The sequence below is a fragment of the Celeribacter baekdonensis genome, from assembly GCF_900102315.1.
Classification (GTDB): Bacteria; Pseudomonadota; Alphaproteobacteria; order Rhodobacterales; family Rhodobacteraceae; genus Celeribacter; species Celeribacter baekdonensis.
Genome location: NZ_FNBL01000012.1, coordinates 100,499 through 121,270 on the forward strand (window position 1 = coordinate 100,499; position 20,772 = coordinate 121,270).

Here is a 20,772-nt window from a genome sequence, read left to right on the forward strand (position 1 = left end):
GATGTCAATTTCCAGGCCAGAATCCTTTTCTTGCAGAATCGCTGGCTACCCGTCACGCGCCCACGCAATTGCGGACTCGGTATCGCTGGATTCGAACCACTGCATCTCGGAGCCCGTCAGTAGGTTGACCACCCGTGCGCCCCATTCCATCCATCTGCGTTCTCCGACAACCGCTATGCGACCGAAATCGTTCACGTGGGCGGTGTCGACCTTCAGATCTTCCAGCATCGCCGAAGGCTCTTCGTAGCCCTCGAAACTTGTAAGGTCGAGAACCAGACCCGGATTATCGGTTGTTCCAAGACGCTCATGAAGCAGCGCGTGCATTTGCTTGAATTCTGTCTCCGTCAACTTGCCTTCGCAGACGAGCCCGATGACATCATCACGCTCGGTCAGCGTTTCCTTGAACATTGGTCTTCTCCTTTTCACTTGCGTTGCCGTGACAGTAGAGATCGGCGTTCTGATGAGCGCGATCCTCGTGCTCGAATTCGAGGCTGGAATGGCTGATGCCGAATTCTTCCTTCAGCCGCTTCTTGATCGCGCTCTTGATCTCTTCAATCTTCGACCACCCTTCGGCTGCCACGACGACATGGCAGTCGAGCGCAGCCTCGTGCTCTTGCATTTGCCAGAGATGGACGTGGTGGACGTCGGCGACGCCTTCGACTTTCCGCATCGCTTCGACGACGGCCTCGTTGTCGATGTCCGGCGGGCTCCCGAGCATCAGGGTTCGGATTGGGCCGCCTATTTCAGTGAAAGACAGATACAGGATGTAGATCGCGATGCCGATGGTGATGGTAGGATCGACCAAACGCATGTCGTAAAGGATGATCATCGACCCAGCGACGATAACCGCGACCGAAGCAAGCGCGTCCGACAGGTTATGCAGGAAAAGCGCGCGGATGTTCACGCTCCCCTTCTGCATCGAATAGGTCAGCATTGCGGTCAGCGTGTCGACCACAAGCGCGATTCCACCGAGAATGACGACGGTCCACCCCATGACTTCGGGTGGATCAATCATGCGCATGCCACCTTCGTAGATCAGATAGAAGCCGATCACGATGAGGGTGGTGTAGTTGATCAGGGCCGCGACGATTTCGACCCGACCATAGCCGAAGGTCATGCGCTCATCGGCCGGGCGGCGCGCGATCTTGCGTGCGGCGAAGGCAATGACAAGCGAGGCCATATCGGAAAAGTTGTGCAGCGCATCGGCGATCAGTGCCAAACTACCCGAGAATATGCCCCCGACGATCTGCGCAACGGTAAGAAGCCCGTTCGCCCAGATCGCGATGGCAACCCGCCGATCGCCAGAATCCGGTTCGATATGCGCGTGCCCATGATCATGCGGCATTGGCAGGCTCCTCATGCGCGTGTGTCGCGCGTCGGTCAGTCTTGAGGCGGCCGCTGCGGAAACCACGTACGCGCGCATTCATCCAGTGGCGGATGATATGACGGTAAAGGGCACCACGCAGCCACCCAAAGGATTGCTCATGGGACAAATAGAAGGCGTCCGGCGTATCGTACACGCCAAAATCTTGCACAATGCCGGTTTTCTGAATGTAGGTATCTTCTCCGTTCCAGGCGACGGGAGGCGCGCCAAGGCAATCCGTGCCCGCGCCATAACCGCAGAGACTTTCTGTGTCCGAGAATGACGTTTGCAGGACATCGAGGAAAGCGTCATCCAGGATGAAGCCTTCAAGGTTGATCCAGGCACCTTGAAATTCGATCTCGACCCATGAGTGGAGAATTTCCTGCGGAGCAAGCGGATACACCAGCTCAGGGACAACACCGCGCTGCAAGCCTTTGTGGATCGTAAACCCATGCAACCGGCAACGAATGCCGACACCACGCAGCAGCGCCATCAAGAGCGTGCCTTTGGTATTGCACTGCCCATAGCCGTCGGAAAGCACTTCGGATGCGGGGATGTCGTCAGCTCGATTGTATCCGAACGCGATTTCATTCCGAACGAAATCATAGGCAGCTCCGATCCGATCGTATTCGGATAAGCCGCGCCAGCTGCGGTTCTCAATTAGACGCGCAAGAGGCGCGGCATCAAAATCCAGTAGTTTGGTGGGTACAAGTAGGGGGTCGGTCATCTGCAACGGGTCGCTCCTCGAATCGTCTTGGAACAAGACTAATTGCTATAGTCACTATAGCTTCAATCCTTTCTTTCAGAAAGAATCTCCCGCAACTATTTGTCCGTGTGAACCGCTTTGTGGTGTTCGCCGTGTGCGTCGCGCAGGATGTCGATACCGCCCCAGGCCGCGATCCCGGCGACGATCACACCGACGACAAGGTCCGGCCAGTTGGTTCCTAGCCAAGCGACGAGGCCACCGGCCACGACGATCCCGAGGTTCGCGGCGAAATCGTTGTAACTGAAGGTGTTGGCCGCGCGGATATTGACGTTTGGATTTTTGAGCTTAGCGAGCAGCCAAACGCAGACTGCGTTGATAGCCGCCGCGATCAGGGCCATTGCAATCATGATCGTCCCGAGCGGATCTGACCCACCGATGTAGCGGCGCCACGCATCGTAGAGGATGCCTGCAGCGAACAGGATCAGCAGCCCGCCGGAAACGTTCGCCGCCCCGCGTTTCCATTTGGCGGATCGGGACAAAGCGAAAAGGCTGATCGCGTAGACGAAGCTGTCGGAGAGGTTATCGAGCCCGTTGGCGATCAGGGCACTTGAGTCGCCGAAGGCGCCTGTTGCGAAAAAGGCCACGGCCAAACCGATATTGAGCGCCAGAACGATCCAAAGCGTCCGTCTCTCCATTGAATCTTGTCTAGCGGCCATTTTGTGGTTCCAGCTTGTGTTGTACGACACATTAACTTCTGCGGCTGATCTGCGTTCCAGCCGGAATGTTGGCTGAATTCCTTCAGGCCCCGATTTCCTCGTGTTCGGTCAAGCATTCCGAATGGTCCCGCAACACCTCAAGCACCTTGCAATCTCCCGTCCGCCCGCCGCTGCATTCGTGAACCATGCGTTTCAGTTCCGTGCGCAGCGCCTTCAGGCGGGCCATGCGCTGCTCCACCTGTTTGAGCTGGCGACGCGCGATGGCATCAGCTTCATCACAGGGCCGATTGGGATGGTCGCTGAGGTCGAGCAGCTCGCGGATCGCATCGAGCGAGAAGCCGAGTTGCCGCGAGTGGCGGATGAAGGACAGTCGATCAAGCTGTGCATTGTCGTAGCGCCTCTGTCCGCCTTCGGTCCTGCCAGGTTCGGGCATGAGTCCGATCTGTTCGTAGTACCGGATGGTCTGCACTTTTGTGCCAGTCTTCTTTGACAGAGTACCGATCGTGAGCATTTTCGCCTCCATGAAAAAGATACAGTTTGTGTAGGTTTTGCCGTCGGAATAGACAAGTGTCGGATTCACAGACGCGTGAGTTCAAGCTATACCATGATTTCGTGCTTGAACCTCTAGCAGCTAGAGGATGTATCCGCACAAGCAATAAGAATCAAAATCAGGCGAACAGGATTGTCCCTTACATCGGCACAGAAGTTTCTTTGGGTTTTGGCAGGCGTGGCAGCGCTTGCCTTCGTATGGCTTTTGCTATGGTCCGATTATCGTGCCGATAGCGCCCGAACCGACGCCGAACCGCCTTTTTTCGCTGAGTTCGAACTGACGGACCACCAGGGTATGGTTCGAACCGAGGAGGACTTTGCGGGGCGCTGGATGCTGGTTTTTTTCGGCTTTACCAACTGCCCCGACGTCTGCCCGACGACCCTATCCGAGGTCGCGGCGGTGATGGACGGTCTGGGCGACGATGCCGCCAAGGTCCAGCCGATTTTCATAACAATCGACCCTGAACGAGACACGCCCGCAGCACTCGCCGAATACGTCCCGCTGTTCGATGCGGGCATCATCGGGCTGACCGACACGCCGGAACAGATCGCCGCCACATCCGAGACCTTTCCGATCTTCTTCGAACGCGTCGAAGAGGCTGCGGCGCCGGATGGTTACACGATGGGCCACACGTCGCATCTGTTCCTCTTCGATCCCGACGCGGGCTTCGCCGACTCGTGGCCCTACGGCACCTCCGCCGAAGAGATCCTCGCCAATCTGGAAGAGAGGATCTGACCGACATGAACCGTATGTCCGGAGAAACAGCCCTCGGGCTGGCGTGGATCATCGCGCTCGTCGCCTCGCTTGCCGTGCTTTTCATCGGCGAGGTGCTGGGGCAGACGCCCTGTGTGCTGTGCTGGTTCCAGCGCGCCTTCATGTTCCCCTTGGCCATTGTCCTCGGGCTCGGCCTTTGGTGGCGGGACGGCCGCGTGGGGCGCTACGGCATCGCATTGGCGCTTGGCGGCGGCGCAATCGCCCTCTGGCACATGGGGCTGTACGTCGGTCTTGTTCCCGAACGCGTCCAGCCCTGCACGGCCACCGGCCCCTCTTGCACCGATGACAACCAACTGGTCTTCGGCATCCCTATCCCGCTGATGGCGCTCGCCGCCTTCGCGCTGATCGGGGCGCTGTCGGCCCTTTCATTAAAGGACACACGAACATGAATCGACGCGGCCTGATCCTGTCCGTTCTTGCCCTCGGCGCCGCCGGTTTCGGCGGAGCCACCTGGTTTGCAAACCGCCCCGGCCCAGTGGCCGAAGCGGAGCCCGTTGCTCCGGAACTTGCGGAGGCGATGATCCGCCCCTACTCGCCCATCCTCGGGCCTGCGGATGCGCCCGTCACGATCGTCGAATTCTTCGATCCGGCCTGCGAGGCCTGTCGCGCCTTTCATCCCATCGTGAAGGACATCATGGCCGAGCATGGGGATGCTGTCCGCGTCGTGATCCGCTACACGCCTTTCCACGGCGCGGCATCCGAGGAAGCGATCCGCGTGCTCGAGGCGGCGCGCATGCAGGACGTTTACATGCCGGTGCTCGAGGCCGTTCTGCGGGAACAGCCGAGATGGGCGTCGCACGGTGCCCCGGAGCCCGGCCTGATCCTTCAGATCGCCGCCACGGCCGGGCTCGATGCCGAGGCCGCCCGCACGCAAATGCTGGCACCCGGTGTCGTGGCGATCCTTAACCAAGATCGTGCTGACGTCGAGGCCGTGGGAATTCGCCAGACGCCCACATTCTTTGTGAACGGCAAGCCGCTCGATCCATTCGGGGAGGCAGAGTTGCGTCGTCTGGTGGCCGCCGAAGTCGCTGCCGCGCAAAGCTGAATGGAAAGGGCAGGATCAGAACGATGAAAAAGTATATTTTGACTGGCACACTGGCCGCGCTTTTGACCCTAGGAGGGCTCTCAGTGCCCGCGCTGGCCGGACCCGAGGATGTTGTCGTCGAGAACGCGTGGTCCCGCGCCTCCATCGGGATGAACCGTCCCGGGGCCGCTTACATGACGATCCGCAACACTGGCGACGAGCCGGTGACGCTGATCGGCCTTACAACACCGCTCGCGATGATGCCCGAAATTCACGAGACGAAGACAAATGCCGAAGGTGTGAGTTCCATGAGCCCGGCGGGGGAGATCGCGATCGCCCCGGGCGAGAGCATCGCGCTCGAACCGGGGGGCCTGCACGCAATGCTGATGCGGCTGCAAGAACCAATGACGGAAGGGGACACTTTTCCGCTGACACTGCTTTTCGACGACGGAGGCGAAGTGACGGTCGAGGTTCCGATCCTCGGCATCGCCGCGCGGGGGCCAGAGGACTGATGCAGCGACGGGCGATCCTGGGGTACGGCGCGGCTGGTGTCGGGGCGGTCGCCCTGATGCTCTTCGTCGGTTGGTGGCGGGTCGACGGACCCGGTGCACCCGCACCTGTCGGGCAGCGGCCTGTGACCCTTACCGAGATGGACTTCCGTCTGACGGATCATGAGGGCAACGCGGTCGGGCCGGAAACCCTGATCGGTCGCCCGACGATGGCGTTCTTCGGCTTCACCTACTGTCCCGATGTCTGCCCGACCACGCTTTCTGACATTTCGGGATGGCTCGACGATCTGGGAGACGAGGCCGACGAGATGAACGTGGTTTTCATCACGGTCGATCCCGAGCGCGACACTGTAGAAACGATGGCCGAATATGTCGGCTACTTCCATCCGGCGATCCGCGGCTGGACGGGACCGGAAGAGCAGATAGCGCGCGTCGCGGACGGCTTCCGCGCCACCTACGAGCGAGTACCGGCGGAGAGCGGCGATTACACGATGAACCACACCGCGAGCGTCTTCCTGTTCGCAGCCTCTGGGCGATTCGTCACCATGATCGACTATCACGAGCCCAAAGAATTCGCGGTGCCGAAGATCCGCCGCGCGCTGGAAGAAGAAATGGAGGGGGCGACATGAGGCTCAGAACTTTGGCGGCTTGTGTCGCAATTGCGGGGACGGTTTCGGGAGCGGCTATCGCCATCTCTGATTCCATGTCGAAAGAACCCGTGCCGCCGGAACTTGCCCAGGCAGGTAGCTGGATGCCCCAAGGTCCTGAAGCCCCCCAGAACGTTGACATCCCCGTGACGCTGCCCGCGGCGGCATGGGCAGACGATGCACCCGACCTCAGCCCGCTGCCCCTTCTGCAGGCCGCGTTTGCCGACAGGCCGGTGCAAGCGATCGAGCCACCCCTGTCGACGTGGTCGCGCGACATTGCTCCGGGCGAAACGCTCGATTTCTTGCTGTCAGAGGCCGGTCTTGCGGCACCTGACAGAGCCGAAGTTGCCCTCGCGCTTGGCGCGGAATACGATCTGCGACGGCTGCGGCCGGGGCACTCGGTCACTGTTGCTTCGACCATGGACGGCAGCCCCCGCACCGTCTCAGTCGCCGTCGAGGACGGGGTTCGGATCGAGGTGGTTTTCGGCGAGCAGTTGTCCACACAGGTCGTGGCTCCGGATCCGGAGATCGTAACCCTTGCCGGCGAAGCCGTGATCGACAGCTCGATCTTCGCGGCACTCGACGAAGCCGGCATACCCGCCCGTTTTTCCGTGGACCTTGCGCAGATGCTGGGTGGGACCGTGGATTTCCGCCGCGAGATGGCCGGCGGCGAAACACTAAGGCTTCTCTGGCGTGAGGCGCGGGTCGGCGAGGACAGGATCGGACAGCCCGAACTCGCCTTCGCCGCACTGGACATCGGCGGTTCGCTCTACGAGATCGTATGGCCTGACGACGGCAGCGGTCAGGCGACGATCTACGTCGATGGCGAGGTGCTGCGCGTCTTCGCACAGCCGGTCGAGGGTGCGCGCCTCAGCTCGGTGTTCGGGCGCCGCACGCATCCGGTCTTTGGCAACGTCCGGATGCACACCGGCGTCGATTTTGCAGCGGCACGTGGGACACCGGTTCAATCGACGGCACCGGGGCGGGTTAGTTTCATTGGCTGGCGCGGTGGCTATGGCCGTGTGGTCGAAATCTCGCACGGCTCCGACACCATGACGCGCTACGCGCATCTGAGCGCCGTGCCGGAAGACCTGGCACAAGGCCAACGCGTTGCGGCGGGAGATGTGATCGGCCGCGTCGGCGCGACTGGCACGGCGACAGGTCCGAACCTGCACTACGAAGTCCTCGTGGATGGGCGCCCGACTGACCCCCTCACTGACGACCGGCTCGCCGAAGCAGCCGAGAGCGAAGCGGATGATACCGCCGCGCTCTCGCGTCTGGCCGAGGCGCGCGCGCTTCTGAATGAAAACCTCGGCAGCGAGATTGCCGAAACGACAACCGAAAGGCTCTGACCCATGAAACGCATGACCCAAGCTCTGGCAATCACCCTCGCCCTGTTACCAGCGGCCCAGGTTCTCGCAGAGGCAACGGCGATCGAGGTCCGCAAGACGAACGGTTGCGGCTGTTGCCTGTCTTGGATGAACCATCTCGAAGAGAACGGGTTTGTGCCGACCGGCCAGGACATGTTCGGCGGGCTTCTCGTGCGCTTCAAGCTAGACAACGGCGTGCCGCAGCGCATGGTCTCCTGCCACACCGCGCTCATTGACGGCTACGTGATCGAGGGCCATGTACCGGCCGCTGACATCCGCCGCCTTCTCGAGGAGCGCCCGGACGCCGTCGGCCTCGCTGTTCCGGGGATGCCCTATGGCTCGCCCGGCATGGGGCCAGAAGACGACCGCGAGGCCTATGATGTCTTCCTCATCCGCAAGGACGGGTCGACGGAAGTCTTTTCGAGCTACGCCGAAGGATAATCTGGCCCGCCCATGGAAAATCTGTCTCCGATAATGCTTGGCTTTCTCGGAAGTCTCGCCGCCGGTTCGCTCACGGCAGTCGGAGCAGTTCCCGTGCTGTTTGGGCGCATCCCGTCCCGGGCCACGCGCGATCTGTCGCTCGGCTTCGCCGCCGGTGTCATGCTGTCAGCCTCGTTCTTTTCGCTGATCATCCCGGCATTGAATGCGGCAGAGCCAATGTTCGAGAACGGCGCGATGCCTGCGGCCATCGTGTGCGTCTCGATCCTTCTGGGAATGGGGGCTGTCGCCCTGATGAACGAAAAGCTGCCGCACGAGCACTTCAAGACAGGACGCGAAGGGCCCGAAGCGGCGTCTTTGCGGCGGGTCTGGCTGTTCATCATCGCAATCACGATCCACAACTTCCCCGAAGGCCTTGCGGTTGGGGTCGGCTTCGGATCCGGAGGTATGGAGGGCGGTCTGCCTCTTGCTGTCGGAATCGGGCTTCAGAATGCGCCCGAAGGATTGGCCGTCGCTGTATCTCTGCTGGGCGAGGGATATCCGAAGCTGCGCGCCTGGGGCATCGCGGCGCTGACGGGCATGGTCGAGCCGATTGGCGGCCTGCTCGGGGCCGGGATCATCACACTGTCGGAACCGCTGCTTCCATGGGGTCTGGCCTTTGCCGCGGGCGCAATGCTCTACGTTATCAGCCACGAAATCATCCCCGAAACCCATCGCAGCGGCCATCAGAACAGGGCGACGCTCGGTCTCGCAGTCGGGCTCGTTCTAATGCTGTTCCTTGATGTCTGGTTGGGATGAGGCAATGTCACTAAACAAGGTATCTCCGATGATCGGCGTCTTCGCAGCACTTGCTGCGTTCGCGATCGATCAGATCACCAAAGCCATTGTCGTTGCGAATGCCGTCACTTTAAGCGCCGGGATTCCTGTGTTTCCGGGATTCAACCTCGTCTTTTATCGTAATGACGGCGTGACTTTCGGGATGTTGGGCGGCGCGCCGTGGTGGAGCCTCATCGCTCTCGCTCTTGCCATCTGTGTTTGGCTAGGGGTTATGCTGTTTCGCGCCGAAAATGCGGTCGAAACACTTGCCTATGGCGCGATCATTGGCGGAGCCCTGGGCAATGTCATCGATCGTGTGCGGTATCGGGCTGTAACAGACTTTCTCGATTTCTACATTGGCACAACACATTGGCCTGCCTTCAACTTGGCCGATGTATTTGTCGTCAGTGGCGTGGGGCTCTTGCTCGCCGCGCCATGGATCAGCGCGCGGCGTTCGATCAAGTCGTGAAGCCGGAAATTCTGAACCGCATCGCTCTGCGCCACCGTTTTCTTTCGCGGGTGACGCTTGGTTTCGTCGCCGGGGCGCTGACCGTTCTGACTTTCCCGCCTTTCTCGATTCTCCTACTCGTTCCCGTTGCCTATTCCGCGTTGTTTGTCGGTCTTCGCGGTCTCTCCTTCGGGCGTGCTTTTCTCGTCGGCTGGGCGTTCGGACTCGGCCAGTTCGGTTTCGGGATTTCATGGATCGCGGAGAGTTTCTACGTCGAGGCCGAGCGGTTTGGGGCGATGGCGATCCCGGCCGTCGCGGGATTGTCCGCAGGTCTCGCGATTTTCCCAGCCATTGCCGCTGTGCTCTTCGCCGAAATCGCGCGGCGCGGAGCCCTGGGCAATCTCCTGGCCTGCCTCCTGTTCGCGACCTTCTGGACCGTGGCCGAGTGGTTGCGAGGTCACGTTCTGACAGGTTTTCCGTGGATCCTCGCCAGCTACGCTCTGGTCGATTACGCCGCGTTGCGCCAGCCCGCCGCCTGGGTCGGAAGCTATGGACTAAGCTTTCTCACCGTGTTCGTCGCGGCACTTCCCGTCGCGGCTGTCATGGCGTCCGGGCGGCAACGACTGACCATCTCGCTCATGGCGCTGGCCGGCATCGCGACGATGTGGGCCGTCGGCACACTTCGCCTCCAGTCGGATACAGAACAGCCACCCGGTGTGGAGCTGCGCATCGTCCAGGGCAACGTTCCCCAAGAGGAGAAATGGGCGCCCGAGAACCGCGAGGCAACCTTCGCGCGTTATCTTGAGCTTTCAACCCGGCGCGGCGATTTCGACGTTCTTCTCTGGCCGGAAACCGCCTTTCCGGGTTTCCTCGATGAGGATACGGAGGCACGGGCCCGCATTGCCGCAGCGCTACCAGACGGCAGAGTGCTGCTTACCGGTGTGCCGGACCGTGTACCGAGCGAGGATGGCACCCGATATTTCAACACGGTCCAGGCATTTGACGAGACCGGCGAGATCCTGACCGGATACGCGAAACACCATCTCGTGCCCTTCGGCGAATATGTGCCATTCCGCGGCTGGTTGCCCATCGAGCGGCTCACGGCGGGTCTGGGCGATTTTACGCCCGGACCGGGCCCGAGAACGCTTGCGCTTCCGGGTGTGCCGCTGGTCGCCGTGGCGATCTGCTATGAGATCATCTTCCCAGGGCATGTGGTCGACGACCTGTTCCGGCCGGACTGGATTTTCAACGCGACAAACGATGCCTGGTTTGGCACCAGCATCGGACCCGAGCAGCATCTGGCTTCCGCACGTATGCGCGCCGTAGAGGAAGGCCTTCCAGTCATCCGAGCCGCGAATACGGGCATCTCTGCGGTCATCGACGCGAGCGGAGAGATCGTTGCGCGGCTCGATACCGGCGAAACGGGCATCATCGACGCTAGCCTGCCCTCCGCGCGACCGCCGACACTCTACGCGAGCTTCGGGGACTGGATGCTGTTGGCGCTCATCTTGGCTTCGTGGAGCTGGGCAATGGCGCCAATGCGACGGCTCACTACCGCCGCATGAGAAAGACCGTCATGCAAAGATGTGGATAGGTGTCCCGTCCTTCACCATTGCATAGATGTCCTCGATCTCCCGATCCGTGACCGCGATGCAGCCAGCTGTCCAGTCGCGGACATTTGTCGGGTCGATGCCGGGGCGTGGGCCACCATGGATGAAGATGTCGCCGCCGGGGGAAAGGCCCTGCGCTTCGGCAAAGGCGATGTCGGCCTCGTTCGGATAAGAGATGCCAATCGAAAGATGGTAGGTGCTGTTGGGGTTTCGCCTGTCGATTGTGTAAACTCCTTCCGGAGTCCGGCCATCCCCTTCGAATTGTTTGTGACCCTCAGGAGCGAAACCCAGCCCGACCGGATAGGTTTGCAAGACGCGATCGGCTCCGTCGAGAACAAGCAAGCGCTGTCCCTTTTAAAGCCGAACACGGGTGACTTCGGGTCCGTCATAGCTGCGGAACTTGCTGGCACACCCGGACAGAAACGCTACCAACCCGCCCAACAGGACGGCGCGGCGGGGAAATCGGATGGTCTTCACTGCTCGATGCCTCTTTGGTGAGGTCTGATATGGACATCACGTTACCTTGCAAATGCTGCGTGATCAATGTCCGTGGGCAAGCGCGGCCTTTGCCATCTGTGGGCCAACCTGCTCACCGCCGGACGGCGGCGCCTTGGCCTCTTGGCTGTTCAGCAGGCGCAGGGCATTGGCCACCACCAGCAATGACACTCCTACGTCGGCTGCAATCGCGCCCCACATCGATGCCAGTCCGAACGCGGTAGCGACAACGAAAACGCCCTTGGTCGCCAAGGAAATACCGATGTTCTGATGAATGATCGACATTGTCCGGCGCGAATGACCGATCAGCCAAGGCACCTTGCCGAGATCGTCGGTCATCAGGGCTATATCCGCCGTCTCGATTGCCGCGTCCGAACCAACGGCACCCATTGCGATGGCGTAATGCGCGCGCGCCATGGCCGGGGCGTCGTTGACCCCGTCGCCGATCATGGCCACCATGTCATGCGTTTCGACCAGTTCTTCGATGGCAGTCACCTTGTCTTCGGGCAGAAGCTCGGCACGGACCTCGTCGATGCCGACCTCGGCTGCAACAGCGTGCGCTGTCCGCTCGTTATCACCGGTCAGCATGACGATGGTCTTCACACCCTGCGCGTGGAGCTGCGCCACGATGCCTTTGGCATCCGGGCGGATACGGTCGCGCAATTCCAAGATGCCGGTGACACCGGTGTCGTCGCCCACGGCAACAAGGGTGCTGCCAGCCCCTTCGATGCGGTCGCGCAAATCCTTCGGAATGGCGTCGCCGAAACCCTTCTCCGCGGCAAACCGGTCCGACCCCAGCCAGATCGACCGGCCGTCTGTGCGTCCTTCAAGTCCCCTGCCCGGAACGGTTCGGGTATCTTCCGCGGCGGATACCTTGATGCCGTCGGCTTCTGCCCGCGCAAGAATGGCGCGCGCCAAGGGATGCGAGGAACGTGCCTCCAGCCCAGCGGCGAGGGTCATCAGATCTTGCGCCGAAGCCCCGCCCAGCGGATGCACCGCCGCCACTTCGGGCTCGCCCATTGTGATTGTGCCGGTCTTGTCCATGGCCAGCGCGGTGGTCCGACCCGGTGCCTCGACATAGGCACCACCCTTGATGAGTACGCCCGCCCGCGCCGAAGCGGTGAGCGCCGCGACGATGGAGACAGGAGTCGAGATGACCAGAGCGCATGGGCAGGCGATCACCAGCAGCACGAGTGCATTGTAGAACCAATAATCCCAGGCTCCACCGAAAATGAGCGGCGGCAGCAGGGCAATTGCGATGGCGAGCGCCATGACGATAGGCGTGTAGATGCAGGCGAACTTCGCCACCCACTGCTCCACCGGCGCGCGGCGGGCATGGGCGTCACCGACCATGCGGATGATCTTGGCCAACACGGTATCCGAGGCGGCCTTCGTGGCGCGCACCGTCAGTGTGCCTTCGCCGTTGATCGTACCGGCATAGACTTCGTCGCCCCGTTCCTTTGGGACCAGCGCACTCTCTCCGGTGATTGGCGCCTGATCGACGGCCCCTGCCCCATCGACAACCTCACCATCCAATGGGATGCGGTCTCCGCCGCGCACGACGAAACGTGCGTTGATAGCAACCGCAGAAGCCGGAACGTCCGCTTCTGAGCCGTCATCATTAAGAACTCTTGCCGTCGGCGGCGCCAGGTCGAGCAGAGCTGAAACCGCATTCCTCGCACGCCCGACGCTCCAGCTTTCGAGGTAGAGCGAGAGCGAGAAGAAGAACGCGACTGTCGCCGCCTCGAAAAATTCGCCAAGCCCGATGGCACCGGCCACGGCGACCACCATGAGCAGGTTCATGTCGGGCGACAGCCGCTGAGCGGACGACCATGCCTTGGGTGCCACGAGCCAGACACCGAACAGGATCGCAACCGCGAACAGCCCTGCCTCGACCAGTGGCATCGGCGCTTCGCCGTGACCCGCGAAGAGGCCGAGCGCCCCGCCCATGCCGGTCTCGATGATGTGCCACAGAAATCCCGCGGCCCAGAAGCCTCCACTGAGCGCCGTAAACAGCCGCTGTCTTGCAAGATGGGCCGCCTGGTCGACCGACGCGTTCTCGGCATCCCAGGGCTTGGCGGTCATGCCGGTGCTTGCCACCAGTTCTGCAATTTCGCCGTCCGATACACTGCTGGCGCTGTCGAGAATAGTCATCCGTCCATTGATCACGTCGAACGCGAGATGCTCGGCTCCACCGATCTTCGGACCGACCACCTTGTTCAGGATTGCTACCTCCTCGGCACAATCGAGGCCGGATACCTGAAAACTGCGCCCGCCCGATGGCGCGGGCGTCGTCGGAACGATGTCGCCGCACGTTCCGGCGCCCCCGCAGCAGCTGCCGCCGCTTGTCTGGGCATCTTCGGCGTGATCGTGGTCGTGACGATGGGTGTCGGACGGCATGAATGGACCTCTGGATTCGGGTGCTTTACCATGACATAACCCCTACAGTAGCTAGAGCTTCAAGAGCAAAATACGGTGGTATTTCAGTTTGCTTTATTGCTAGAGGATGCGGCGACCGGCTCCATCACGCCTTGAGGCATGAAAAGCCGATGCAAAGAAAAACAGACACGAAAGGAAGCTTGATGCGGGTTTTGATGCTGAAGCAAAAAATAATTGTTGCAGTGGCGCTGTCTCTTACGGCCGGGTGCGCAATCCAGCCGACTGGACCGGGCGACTCGGCAGACCGGCGGGGCAACGTTCCCGAAGCCGTGATTGCAATGGCTGCCCCGAATCAGGATGTTTCAACCGCGCGCTTGGTGCCCGAGGACGGGTGCTACTGGTACGAACACAGCGGCCCCGTTGAAACGACCTTGCTGCCGCTGCGCACGGCGAACGGCAACCCTATCTGCGTCGCGCGGGAAGTGTGACGACGACCCGCACGTCACATCAATGCGCTGAGAGTTAATTACCTCATTCAACTTCTCGCGGTAACGCTAGCCTCAGCCGAATAAAGATGTGCTATCGATCCGATCTCGACGTTCGGATAAAGCTCGTTGATGTGTGCCATAACCATCCGCACGCAACCCGAACTCGCACGACCGCCGATGCTTCTCGGATAGGGTGTGCCTTGTATCCGAAGATAGGTGTCGCGATCACCGACATAGAGATAGAGCGCCCGTGACCCGAGAGCGTTTTCCGGCCCTGGTTCCATCCCATCGGCCCATTGTGCGTTCACGGGATCGCGTTCGATCATGTTTTGTGTTGGCGTCCAGTGCGGCCACCTGACCTTGCGCTTGATGTTATAAACACCCGGCTCGTAGAGGTTGCCCCGCGCGATCGCCACGCCGTAGCGCATCGCGGTTCCACCCTCCTCAATGTGGTAGAGATACCGCGCGACCGCATCGACATGGATGTCTCCCGGCACGAGGCCGTCCTTCGCGTCCACACGCTGAGGCAAGAAACGTGGGTGTAGTCCCCAAGGGTTTGACGTGGCCGGATCGAAGCCGGGCGGGCTGACTTGCGCGTCCCATTCAGCCTTCTGAGCCTCGGTGGGCCAGCTATCGGCAAACACAGGGTTGGCCACAGTCGCCGAAAAGAGCGCTGTTGTCGTTTGAATAAAGTGTCGTCTTGTCAGCATGTCGTACCCTTTCGGTTCCCACCGGCAATCAATGGCAAGAACGATATAGATTCTCGTCGACTAGATAGGACTTCTAGTGGCTAGAGGTTCAAGGGTAAATTTTCGTGAACGCATGCACGCGACCCTGGTAGCACATGCTTGCCTTGCGGGCGGGTTAACGGCCAACCAGGTCAGGTCCGAATTAGCGTGGTAAAGCGGGAGTCAGGGGGCGGAGTAGGACAGATTTGCCGAATTGATCCCCCGGTGGATCGGTTTTGGTCGAAAGATACTATCCTGACACCCTGTCGATCTTCACCCGCCCGTGTCATTGGCCGAAACTTCGGCTTGGAACTCACGTTGTCGCTCAGGCCAGGTGCTCTTGATGTAGACGAGGATAGCCGCGATCTCTGCGTCTGTCAGATCCTCTCCGAAGGCCGGCATGTCGCTCTCGTATCCCGGCACGACGGCCCCGACCCCGCCTTTAGTGATCTGAAAAAGCATGCGGTCTGAATGGTGCCAAGTGTGGCCTGAGTCATCATGCGGCGGGGCCGGCATTCTTCCTGTGTCAAGACGACGACGCCAATCGGGCTGACCCTCGAGGCTGGCACCATGGCAACTGGCGCAGTTGTCCGCATAAAGCTGTTGCCCTGCCATGACCTGGGATGCGAGCACGGGCTCTCCCAAAAACGTCAGTCCCTCGACACGCGGGTCAACCGGTTCCGATTGGGCCAGCACCACAACGCCGGTGGTCGCGAGCGCGGACACTAGGGCAGCGAGGTGCACTGACCGCCTGACCGCACACTTCGCCGATCGATCTTTCGGCCCTTTATTCATCGGCATAAATTGAAATTCCGTCTGGGCCAAAGGCGTAGGTCCTTAGCGTGCCTGACTTGACCGCAGCCATGCCCGGCGCGTTCGCGGGCATTCCCGGCAAGGTGATACCCGTTATCGCCGGACGGGTTTCCAGCAGCCGATCGATGATGTCGACGGGGACGAGACCGCTGACATAGTAGCCGTCGATCTCGGCCAGGTGGCAGCCGATGCCCTGGGCGGGCACACCGACTTCGACCGAGCGTTTGTCGAAGTCGCGGTCATCCACACGCGTAACGGTAAAGCCGTGTTCTTCGAGATAATCCCCATAGGCATCACAGCAGCCGCAGCCCGGATCGCGCCAGATGGTGATCTGCCTTTCGTTGCCCGCCAAATCGGACGCCATATCGCCTGTCGCTTGCGCCCAGGCCGATGTGGACAGGCCCACCATTCCGACAATGCCGCTGCCAATCAGGCCAAGCGCGTTTCTTCTCTGCATCATTTTCTCCATCATTGTTCTCCTGTTTCGATCCAAGTTGCGCCGCCGTCACGGCTGATTTTCAAGATGCCGCCCAACAGGGCAGCGATGTAGGTCTCGTCTCTTGGATGAACCGCAACAGCGGTCGCAGCTTTGCTGGCCCGCTTTTGCCAGATGACTCCGCCGTCCTGCGATGCCCAGAGGCCCGAGGGCAGCGCGGCGTACATCACTTCCGGCGCCGAGGGGGCACTGGCCAGCGACAGGATCGGTTCACCTCCAGGCAATGGCGCTTCGGACGGTGGGGCTTCACCCGCAACCAATGCGTCCATCGCGTTGCCTGGCTGCACGTCCTGCCAGCGACAAAAGCAATCGGGCACCCGCGTTAGGCCAACTTCGGTGCCCGCATAGATCCAGATCCCGCCCATGCCGGTTTCAAGCTCGACCGAAGCCAGAGCAAGAGGATCGCGCTCTGCGTCGTCGAGCCAGGGGCGGTCCATGGCGAGCGACCAGGTTGCACCGGCGTCTTCGCTCTTCCACAACCCGTCGCCGCGAAGCGAGGCATAGATCATGTCCGGGTTCCGCGAGGCGATAGCAACGGCAGTGATTTCTCCGTCAGGCAGCCTAGCTTCAAAGATACGCCACGAAGCGCCCCCGTCTTCGGAAATGCTGACACCGCCCTCGGCCAGCCCCGCAACCACAAGTCCGGGCCGGTCGCGATGGGTCGCCAGCGACAGCACTTTTCCGGGTGTCTCTGCCGCGGTCCAAGTCCGGCCGCCATTATCACTGACGAACAGCCCTCCTCTCGCCAGCAGGATGGTATCACCATCAAAGGCAAGTGCCGCTGGATCACCATCGCTCGCCGCGAGTGCGAACCCCGGCAACATCGAAGCGACGCCGATACTGAGTGCCGCGGTGAGTACCTTGCGCCGGTCTGGCCGAAATTCAATCTCAATCGACTTCAATCTGCATGCTCCCCTGCTCATGCGACGCGGATCACGCCCATCATCCCGGCCGCCTGGTGCTCGAGGATGTGGCAATGGAACATCCAGTCTCCGGGATTGTCGGCGACCAGGGCGATTTCGACCTGCTCGCGCGGCGCGATCAGCACGGTGTCCTGCCATTCACGGAATTCGGTCCGAACGCCATCGCGGCTGATGACGCGGAAGGAGTGGCCGTGCAGGTGGATCGGATGGTCGAACGCCGTGGCGTTCGTCATGTGGAGGACATGGCTCGCGTCGCGCTCCAATGTCAGGAAGGGATCGAGCATGTGCCCTTCGGCCGCAACGCCATTGACGAACCACATGCCGCCGCCCACAACGCCACCCATCATTCCGCCCATCATGCTGCCTGACTGGCTCAGGCCCATCTGGCGCTCGACCATTGCTCCCATCATGCCCCCGGTGAACAGGATTTCGTGACGACGGGCCGCGTTCAGATCAGGTTCGACAAGCGGATTGGCTGGAAGGGCAATTTCCCATTCCGGCGGCGCGGCACGCAAGGGCGTGTCGTCAAAGACGACATCCAGCAGGTTGAATTCATTATCGCGATAGGCGCGGTCGACGATTTGAAGCGTGGTTCCCGGGTCGGCAGGGCAATCGAGCATTATGTCGGCACGCATCGCCGGGCCCAGAACCACGACACCGTCAGGCGCGGCGTGCGGGGTGATCGGCTGGCCGTCGAGCGCAATGATGCGCGCGGAAAGGTCGCCGAAGTCGAGCGCGAAGATGCGGGCGTTGGCGGCATTGATCAGCCGCAACCGGATACGTTCGCCTTGCCGCACCACGAAGACATCGGGAACACGCCCATTTATCGTGACAGTATTGCCCAGACGGCCCGCATGACTCATGTCCATGGATGCGCCGAAGTCATCCGCAATCGCCGCGTCCTGTGTCAGCCGCCAGTCGTCAAGCAGCCAGGTGACATCGCGGTCGACCCGCGGCGGGTTGGTTTCGTCGATGATGAGCGGTCCGGCCAGCCCACGTCCGACCTGCTCGAAACTGCGCTGGTGCGGGTGATACCAGAAAGTCCCGGCATCGATCGCGTCGAACTCGTAGGTGAAGGTTTCTCCGGGTGCGATCGGCTTCTGCGTTAGGTGTGGAACCCCGTCCATCGCGTTCGGCAGACGAAGTCCGTGCCAATGGACGGTGGTTTCCTCGTCCAGACCGTTTGTGACGACGATGCGCAGCCGATCGCCTTGCCGAACCCGTAGCTCCGGGCCGGGAACCTGACCGTTGAAGCCCCAAACGGGGGTTGCGGGATAAGGTTCTGGGACCAGCCTTGCCTGTCCCGGCGCGGGGCGCAGCGAAAAGCTGCGGATTTGCGGCTCGGCGCGCAAGGGCCTTCCGAATGCCGTAGCGCCGATGCCCGCTAAGGAGGCTGCAAGAAAAGATCGGCGACTGAAAAGGGAATTTATTTGGTAGGACATGGATGAACACTCTCTGATTTCACTGTACGCCGCCAAAGCAATTGCGTGGCGACGTTCATGGATCCGCGCAAACGCCCATTTGAGGGCGTCCGGCACGGGGAAACACACGAAGCGCAATCAGGCGCCGTGTGTCAGATCAGAGGTAGACCCGAGGAGGTTGCTTGGCCGGGGGGCCGGATATTCCGTGCGGAACGTCCACGAGCTGGATTTCATGGGCTGCGGTGGCAGCGATCGGGCTGGTACCAGCCGGGATCGAAAGAAGAGCGGCCATTCCCGAGGCATTGCACGCAAAATCACAGACGGAACCCATCTTACCGTCTTCCAAGCTGCCGCAGGCGTCGCAATCGTCCATAGCCATCATGCCGCCATCCGTGGAGACCATTGACGAGGCCATGGCAATTGAGCCAGCAGACTGCGCGACCGCGCCGATGGCAAAAGCCACCAGCGAGAGGATACAGATAAGGCGTGCCCAACGTCTCATGATCTTGATCTACTACCCGCGCGATCCGAATGCCAGCGGCACAATATCACGTTTCTTGGACCATCCAAAAATTGGCTCGTTCAAATCCTCGGCCAACCGACTTGTTGCAGCGGCAACCACCTGCCTATGACCGCTGGGCAAACGCCGCGAACAGGGCAAGCGTGCGCTCGCTCACATGATGCTCGATCCCTTCCGCGTCGCGTTCAGCCGTCTCGGGGTCGAGCCCGAGGCTCAGGAGAAACCGCAAGACGATCTCGTGGCGGTGTCTGCATTCCTTGGCAAGCGCCCGGCCTTCCTCGGTCAGAAAGACCGAACGGTATTTCGCGCGAGTGATCAGGCCGTCCCGCGCCAGACGGCCGAGGGTTTTGGCGACCGTCGGCGCGGTAACGCCCATCCGGGCCGCGATATCGACCGGTCGGGCTTCGCCGTTCTCGTGGATCAACTCAGCGATCAATTCGACATAGTCTTCCGCCACCTCGCTGCGCCGCGCCTCGCGCACACCGATGAAGGCCTCGGCGCGGGATTCGACCGCACGTGCCTCTGCCTCGGTTGATTCAAGGTTCTCATCATCCGTCATGCCGTCACCCTCGCACGATCAGGATTGACTCGTAAAGCCTGAGCGATGATTATTAGCCTATGCTAACTTTTTGCGCCGGGACTTTGGCCTGCGTGTCATCTGAAGGGACAACGTCCATGCCTGTCGATACCAGCAAGCGAGGGCGCGAGGTGTCGTCCGCCGTGGAGACATCGCTGCCCACAGCGCCACCTGGCGTCGTCACGGAGCCAGTTTCGGCGTCGCGACGCGCGTTGTTGGTCGGCGGTCTGGTGGCTGCCGGCGGAGCGGCCGTGGCCGCGAGCCGCGCGCAATCCCAGGCAACGCCCGACCCGATGGCGGGGCATGCGATGCCCGGCGGGGCGGTCGATCCGTATTCGGCCCATGACAGTGGCATGGCGCATGGCAACATGACGATGGTCGGCCAGGTCGACCACGCCCGGAACGGGTTCGACCCGACGGCCATGCTGACCGACTGGGAGACAGGCCAGACCGAAGTTCTGCCGGATGGGCGCACGTTACGAACGTTCGAGGTGGACGCCATCGACGTGGAGATCGAGATCGCTCCCGGCGTTTTCTTTCCCGCCTGGACGTTCAACGGACGCGTTCCCGGCCCCGCTCTGCGCGCCAAAGAAGGCGAACGGCTACGGATCATCTTTCGCAACCTCGGTTCACACCCGCATTCCATGCATTTTCACGGCATTCACTCTGCGTGTCGCGTTGCCCTTAAATCTGAGACACGACGCGTTCGGGGATATTTTTTGCCCTTAATTATGAGATTCCACTGCCATCGCGCCTATGCTTTTCGCGCGCTGCCGGGCGATGTAAACAACCGCGGCAAGCAGACGTGGCTCCTTATCGAAGGCGCGCAATAGAGCAACCCTTGCATAGTCGTCGATGCCGGAGCTTGAGATGGCCGCTTTGACCAGTGGACGGGATTGGGCTGCATCAATTGCAGCAAGGCAAAACAGCCTTACTTCCAGCCTGTGGCCCTGAAGAGCGT

Annotated in this window: 25 protein-coding genes and 1 pseudogene; 12 read left to right on the forward strand and 14 right to left on the reverse strand. The window is 61.3% G+C overall.

Annotated elements, in window-relative coordinates; all coding sequences use genetic code 11:
* Nucleotides 1–45: 45 nt before the first annotated feature.
* The 5 genes from BLT54_RS17080 to BLT54_RS17100 all read right to left on the reverse strand — a co-directional run bounded on the left by BLT54_RS17080 (nucleotide 46) and on the right by BLT54_RS17100 (nucleotide 3,296).
* A complete protein-coding gene (locus BLT54_RS17080) occupies nucleotides 46–408 on the reverse strand; it encodes a SpoIIAA family protein (protein WP_009573604.1) in 363 nt (120 codons plus the stop codon).
* Nucleotides 380–1,345 carry a cation diffusion facilitator family transporter gene (locus BLT54_RS17085; protein WP_009573603.1) on the reverse strand — a complete coding sequence of 322 codons (966 nt, stop codon included), beginning with the start codon at nucleotides 1,343–1,345 and terminating at the stop codon, nucleotides 380–382. Before BLT54_RS17085 ends, BLT54_RS17080 begins: the two co-directional genes overlap by 29 nt.
* Complete coding sequence (locus tag BLT54_RS17090) at nucleotides 1,335–2,090, reverse strand: transglutaminase-like domain-containing protein (protein WP_009573602.1); 756 nt, start codon at nucleotides 2,088–2,090, stop codon at nucleotides 1,335–1,337. The genes BLT54_RS17085 and BLT54_RS17090 overlap by 11 nt, the downstream gene beginning before the upstream one ends.
* A 95-nt stretch (nucleotides 2,091–2,185) precedes the next feature.
* Nucleotides 2,186–2,764, reverse strand: a complete 579-nt coding sequence (locus tag BLT54_RS17095; protein ID WP_009573601.1) for a cation efflux transmembrane domain-containing protein — start codon at nucleotides 2,762–2,764, stop codon at nucleotides 2,186–2,188.
* A gap of 103 nt (nucleotides 2,765–2,867) precedes the next feature.
* Entirely contained in the window at nucleotides 2,868–3,296 is a 429-nt protein-coding gene (locus BLT54_RS17100; RefSeq protein WP_013959865.1) for a MerR family transcriptional regulator, read from the reverse strand.
* 171 nt (nucleotides 3,297–3,467) lie between these two features.
* Between BLT54_RS17100 and BLT54_RS17105 the strand changes: the two genes are divergently transcribed.
* Genes BLT54_RS17105 through lnt form a run of 10 tightly spaced genes read left to right on the forward strand, consistent with a single transcriptional unit; the run spans nucleotide 3,468 to nucleotide 10,926 of the window.
* Nucleotides 3,468–4,070 (forward strand): SCO family protein, encoded by a 603-nt coding sequence (locus BLT54_RS17105; RefSeq protein WP_232616941.1) that lies wholly within the window; start codon nucleotides 3,468–3,470, stop codon nucleotides 4,068–4,070.
* Nucleotides 4,071–4,075: 5 nt separating this feature from the next.
* Nucleotides 4,076–4,498, forward strand: a complete 423-nt coding sequence (locus BLT54_RS17110; RefSeq protein WP_009573598.1) for a disulfide bond formation protein B — start codon at nucleotides 4,076–4,078, stop codon at nucleotides 4,496–4,498.
* On the forward strand, nucleotides 4,495–5,154 hold the full coding sequence (locus BLT54_RS17115; protein ID WP_009573597.1) for a DsbA family protein: 660 nt from the start codon (nucleotides 4,495–4,497) through the stop codon (nucleotides 5,152–5,154). The genes BLT54_RS17110 and BLT54_RS17115 overlap by 4 nt, the downstream gene beginning before the upstream one ends.
* 23 nt (nucleotides 5,155–5,177) lie before the next feature.
* Nucleotides 5,178–5,645 carry a copper chaperone PCu(A)C gene (locus BLT54_RS17120; protein ID WP_009573596.1) on the forward strand — a complete coding sequence of 156 codons (468 nt, stop codon included), beginning with the start codon at nucleotides 5,178–5,180 and terminating at the stop codon, nucleotides 5,643–5,645.
* The gene (locus BLT54_RS17125; protein ID WP_009573595.1) at nucleotides 5,645–6,271 is read left to right on the forward strand and encodes an SCO family protein; all 627 of its coding nucleotides are present in this window, start codon (nucleotides 5,645–5,647) and stop codon (nucleotides 6,269–6,271) included. Before BLT54_RS17120 ends, BLT54_RS17125 begins: the two co-directional genes overlap by 1 nt.
* A complete protein-coding gene (locus tag BLT54_RS17130) occupies nucleotides 6,268–7,641 on the forward strand; it encodes a M23 family metallopeptidase (protein WP_009573594.1) in 1,374 nt (457 codons plus the stop codon). The genes BLT54_RS17125 and BLT54_RS17130 overlap by 4 nt, the downstream gene beginning before the upstream one ends.
* Before the next feature lie 3 nt (nucleotides 7,642–7,644).
* The gene (locus tag BLT54_RS17135) at nucleotides 7,645–8,100 is read left to right on the forward strand and encodes a DUF411 domain-containing protein (RefSeq protein WP_009573593.1); all 456 of its coding nucleotides are present in this window, start codon (nucleotides 7,645–7,647) and stop codon (nucleotides 8,098–8,100) included.
* Nucleotides 8,101–8,112: 12 nt separating this feature from the next.
* Nucleotides 8,113–8,895, forward strand: coding sequence for a ZIP family metal transporter (locus BLT54_RS17140; protein WP_009573592.1), 783 nt, complete (start codon nucleotides 8,113–8,115; stop codon nucleotides 8,893–8,895).
* Between the two features lie 28 nt (nucleotides 8,896–8,923).
* Complete coding sequence (gene lspA / locus BLT54_RS17145) at nucleotides 8,924–9,382, forward strand: signal peptidase II (RefSeq protein WP_009573591.1); 459 nt, start codon at nucleotides 8,924–8,926, stop codon at nucleotides 9,380–9,382.
* Nucleotides 9,349–10,926, forward strand: coding sequence for an apolipoprotein N-acyltransferase (gene lnt, locus BLT54_RS17150; RefSeq protein WP_009573590.1), 1,578 nt, complete (start codon nucleotides 9,349–9,351; stop codon nucleotides 10,924–10,926). The genes lspA and lnt overlap by 34 nt, the downstream gene beginning before the upstream one ends.
* A gap of 9 nt (nucleotides 10,927–10,935) precedes the next feature.
* On the opposite strand, the pseudogene BLT54_RS17155 reads toward lnt, so the two are convergent.
* A pseudogene (locus BLT54_RS17155) lies at nucleotides 10,936–11,448 on the reverse strand (L,D-transpeptidase family protein).
* 63 nt (nucleotides 11,449–11,511) lie between these two features.
* On the reverse strand, nucleotides 11,512–13,866 hold the full coding sequence (locus BLT54_RS17160; protein WP_009573588.1) for a heavy metal translocating P-type ATPase: 2,355 nt from the start codon (nucleotides 13,864–13,866) through the stop codon (nucleotides 11,512–11,514).
* Nucleotides 13,867–14,048: 182 nt separating this feature from the next.
* On the opposite strand from BLT54_RS17160, the gene BLT54_RS17165 reads away from it, so the two are divergent.
* On the forward strand, nucleotides 14,049–14,333 hold the full coding sequence (locus BLT54_RS17165) for a hypothetical protein (protein ID WP_009573587.1): 285 nt from the start codon (nucleotides 14,049–14,051) through the stop codon (nucleotides 14,331–14,333).
* A gap of 47 nt (nucleotides 14,334–14,380) precedes the next feature.
* On the opposite strand, the gene BLT54_RS17170 is transcribed toward BLT54_RS17165, so the two are convergent.
* The 7 genes from BLT54_RS17170 to mntR all read right to left on the reverse strand — a co-directional run bounded on the left by BLT54_RS17170 (nucleotide 14,381) and on the right by mntR (nucleotide 19,793).
* The gene (locus BLT54_RS17170; RefSeq protein ID WP_009573586.1) at nucleotides 14,381–15,043 is read right to left on the reverse strand and encodes a L,D-transpeptidase; all 663 of its coding nucleotides are present in this window, start codon (nucleotides 15,041–15,043) and stop codon (nucleotides 14,381–14,383) included.
* A gap of 291 nt (nucleotides 15,044–15,334) precedes the next feature.
* On the reverse strand, nucleotides 15,335–15,886 hold the full coding sequence (locus tag BLT54_RS17175) for a cytochrome c (RefSeq protein ID WP_332835024.1): 552 nt from the start codon (nucleotides 15,884–15,886) through the stop codon (nucleotides 15,335–15,337).
* Nucleotides 15,849–16,343 (reverse strand): DUF411 domain-containing protein, encoded by a 495-nt coding sequence (locus tag BLT54_RS17180; protein WP_009573584.1) that lies wholly within the window; start codon nucleotides 16,341–16,343, stop codon nucleotides 15,849–15,851. The genes BLT54_RS17175 and BLT54_RS17180 overlap by 38 nt, the downstream gene beginning before the upstream one ends.
* A complete protein-coding gene (locus BLT54_RS17185) occupies nucleotides 16,343–17,272 on the reverse strand; it encodes a WD40/YVTN/BNR-like repeat-containing protein (RefSeq protein ID WP_009573583.1) in 930 nt (309 codons plus the stop codon). The genes BLT54_RS17180 and BLT54_RS17185 overlap by 1 nt, the downstream gene beginning before the upstream one ends.
* A 17-nt stretch (nucleotides 17,273–17,289) precedes the next feature.
* Entirely contained in the window at nucleotides 17,290–18,735 is a 1,446-nt protein-coding gene (locus tag BLT54_RS17190) for a multicopper oxidase family protein (protein ID WP_040402904.1), read from the reverse strand.
* Between the two features lie 136 nt (nucleotides 18,736–18,871).
* Nucleotides 18,872–19,216, reverse strand: coding sequence for a hypothetical protein (locus BLT54_RS17195; protein WP_009573581.1), 345 nt, complete (start codon nucleotides 19,214–19,216; stop codon nucleotides 18,872–18,874).
* Between the two features lie 124 nt (nucleotides 19,217–19,340).
* Nucleotides 19,341–19,793, reverse strand: coding sequence for a manganese-binding transcriptional regulator MntR (gene mntR / locus BLT54_RS17200; RefSeq protein WP_009573580.1), 453 nt, complete (start codon nucleotides 19,791–19,793; stop codon nucleotides 19,341–19,343).
* A gap of 116 nt (nucleotides 19,794–19,909) precedes the next feature.
* Here mntR and BLT54_RS22885 point away from each other — a divergent pair, with 116 nt between their 5' ends.
* Nucleotides 19,910–20,644 (forward strand): multicopper oxidase domain-containing protein, encoded by a 735-nt coding sequence (locus BLT54_RS22885; protein ID WP_245708042.1) that lies wholly within the window; start codon nucleotides 19,910–19,912, stop codon nucleotides 20,642–20,644.
* Nucleotides 20,645–20,772 lie beyond the last annotated feature (128 nt).

Excerpts from the sequence above, each read along its gene's own strand:
- BLT54_RS17080 (WP_009573604.1), bottom strand. The coding sequence starts at position 408 with ATGTTCAAGGAAACGCTGACCGAGCGTGATGATGTCATCGGGCTCGTC.
- BLT54_RS17085 (WP_009573603.1), bottom strand. The coding sequence starts at position 1,345 with ATGCCGCATGATCATGGGCACGCGCATATCGAACCGGATTCTGGCGAT.
- BLT54_RS17090 (WP_009573602.1), bottom strand. The coding sequence starts at position 2,090 with ATGACCGACCCCCTACTTGTACCCACCAAACTACTGGATTTTGATGCC.
- BLT54_RS17095 (WP_009573601.1), bottom strand. The coding sequence starts at position 2,764 with ATGGAGAGACGGACGCTTTGGATCGTTCTGGCGCTCAATATCGGTTTG.
- BLT54_RS17100 (WP_013959865.1), bottom strand. The coding sequence starts at position 3,296 with ATGCTCACGATCGGTACTCTGTCAAAGAAGACTGGCACAAAAGTGCAG.
- BLT54_RS17110 (WP_009573598.1), top strand. The coding sequence starts at position 4,076 with ATGAACCGTATGTCCGGAGAAACAGCCCTCGGGCTGGCGTGGATCATC.
- BLT54_RS17115 (WP_009573597.1), top strand. The coding sequence starts at position 4,495 with ATGAATCGACGCGGCCTGATCCTGTCCGTTCTTGCCCTCGGCGCCGCC.
- BLT54_RS17120 (WP_009573596.1), top strand. The coding sequence starts at position 5,178 with ATGAAAAAGTATATTTTGACTGGCACACTGGCCGCGCTTTTGACCCTA.
- BLT54_RS17125 (WP_009573595.1), top strand. The coding sequence starts at position 5,645 with ATGCAGCGACGGGCGATCCTGGGGTACGGCGCGGCTGGTGTCGGGGCG.
- BLT54_RS17130 (WP_009573594.1), top strand. The coding sequence starts at position 6,268 with ATGAGGCTCAGAACTTTGGCGGCTTGTGTCGCAATTGCGGGGACGGTT.
- BLT54_RS17135 (WP_009573593.1), top strand. The coding sequence starts at position 7,645 with ATGAAACGCATGACCCAAGCTCTGGCAATCACCCTCGCCCTGTTACCA.
- BLT54_RS17140 (WP_009573592.1), top strand. The coding sequence starts at position 8,113 with ATGGAAAATCTGTCTCCGATAATGCTTGGCTTTCTCGGAAGTCTCGCC.
- lspA (WP_009573591.1), top strand. The coding sequence starts at position 8,924 with ATGATCGGCGTCTTCGCAGCACTTGCTGCGTTCGCGATCGATCAGATC.
- lnt (WP_009573590.1), top strand. The coding sequence starts at position 9,349 with ATGGATCAGCGCGCGGCGTTCGATCAAGTCGTGAAGCCGGAAATTCTG.
- BLT54_RS17160 (WP_009573588.1), bottom strand. The coding sequence starts at position 13,866 with ATGCCGTCCGACACCCATCGTCACGACCACGATCACGCCGAAGATGCC.
- BLT54_RS17165 (WP_009573587.1), top strand. The coding sequence starts at position 14,049 with ATGCGGGTTTTGATGCTGAAGCAAAAAATAATTGTTGCAGTGGCGCTG.
- BLT54_RS17170 (WP_009573586.1), bottom strand. The coding sequence starts at position 15,043 with ATGCTGACAAGACGACACTTTATTCAAACGACAACAGCGCTCTTTTCG.
- BLT54_RS17180 (WP_009573584.1), bottom strand. The coding sequence starts at position 16,343 with ATGGAGAAAATGATGCAGAGAAGAAACGCGCTTGGCCTGATTGGCAGC.
- BLT54_RS17190 (WP_040402904.1), bottom strand. The coding sequence starts at position 18,735 with ATGTCCTACCAAATAAATTCCCTTTTCAGTCGCCGATCTTTTCTTGCA.
- BLT54_RS17195 (WP_009573581.1), bottom strand. The coding sequence starts at position 19,216 with ATGAGACGTTGGGCACGCCTTATCTGTATCCTCTCGCTGGTGGCTTTT.
- mntR (WP_009573580.1), bottom strand. The coding sequence starts at position 19,793 with ATGACGGATGATGAGAACCTTGAATCAACCGAGGCAGAGGCACGTGCG.
- BLT54_RS22885 (WP_245708042.1), top strand. The coding sequence starts at position 19,910 with ATGCCTGTCGATACCAGCAAGCGAGGGCGCGAGGTGTCGTCCGCCGTG.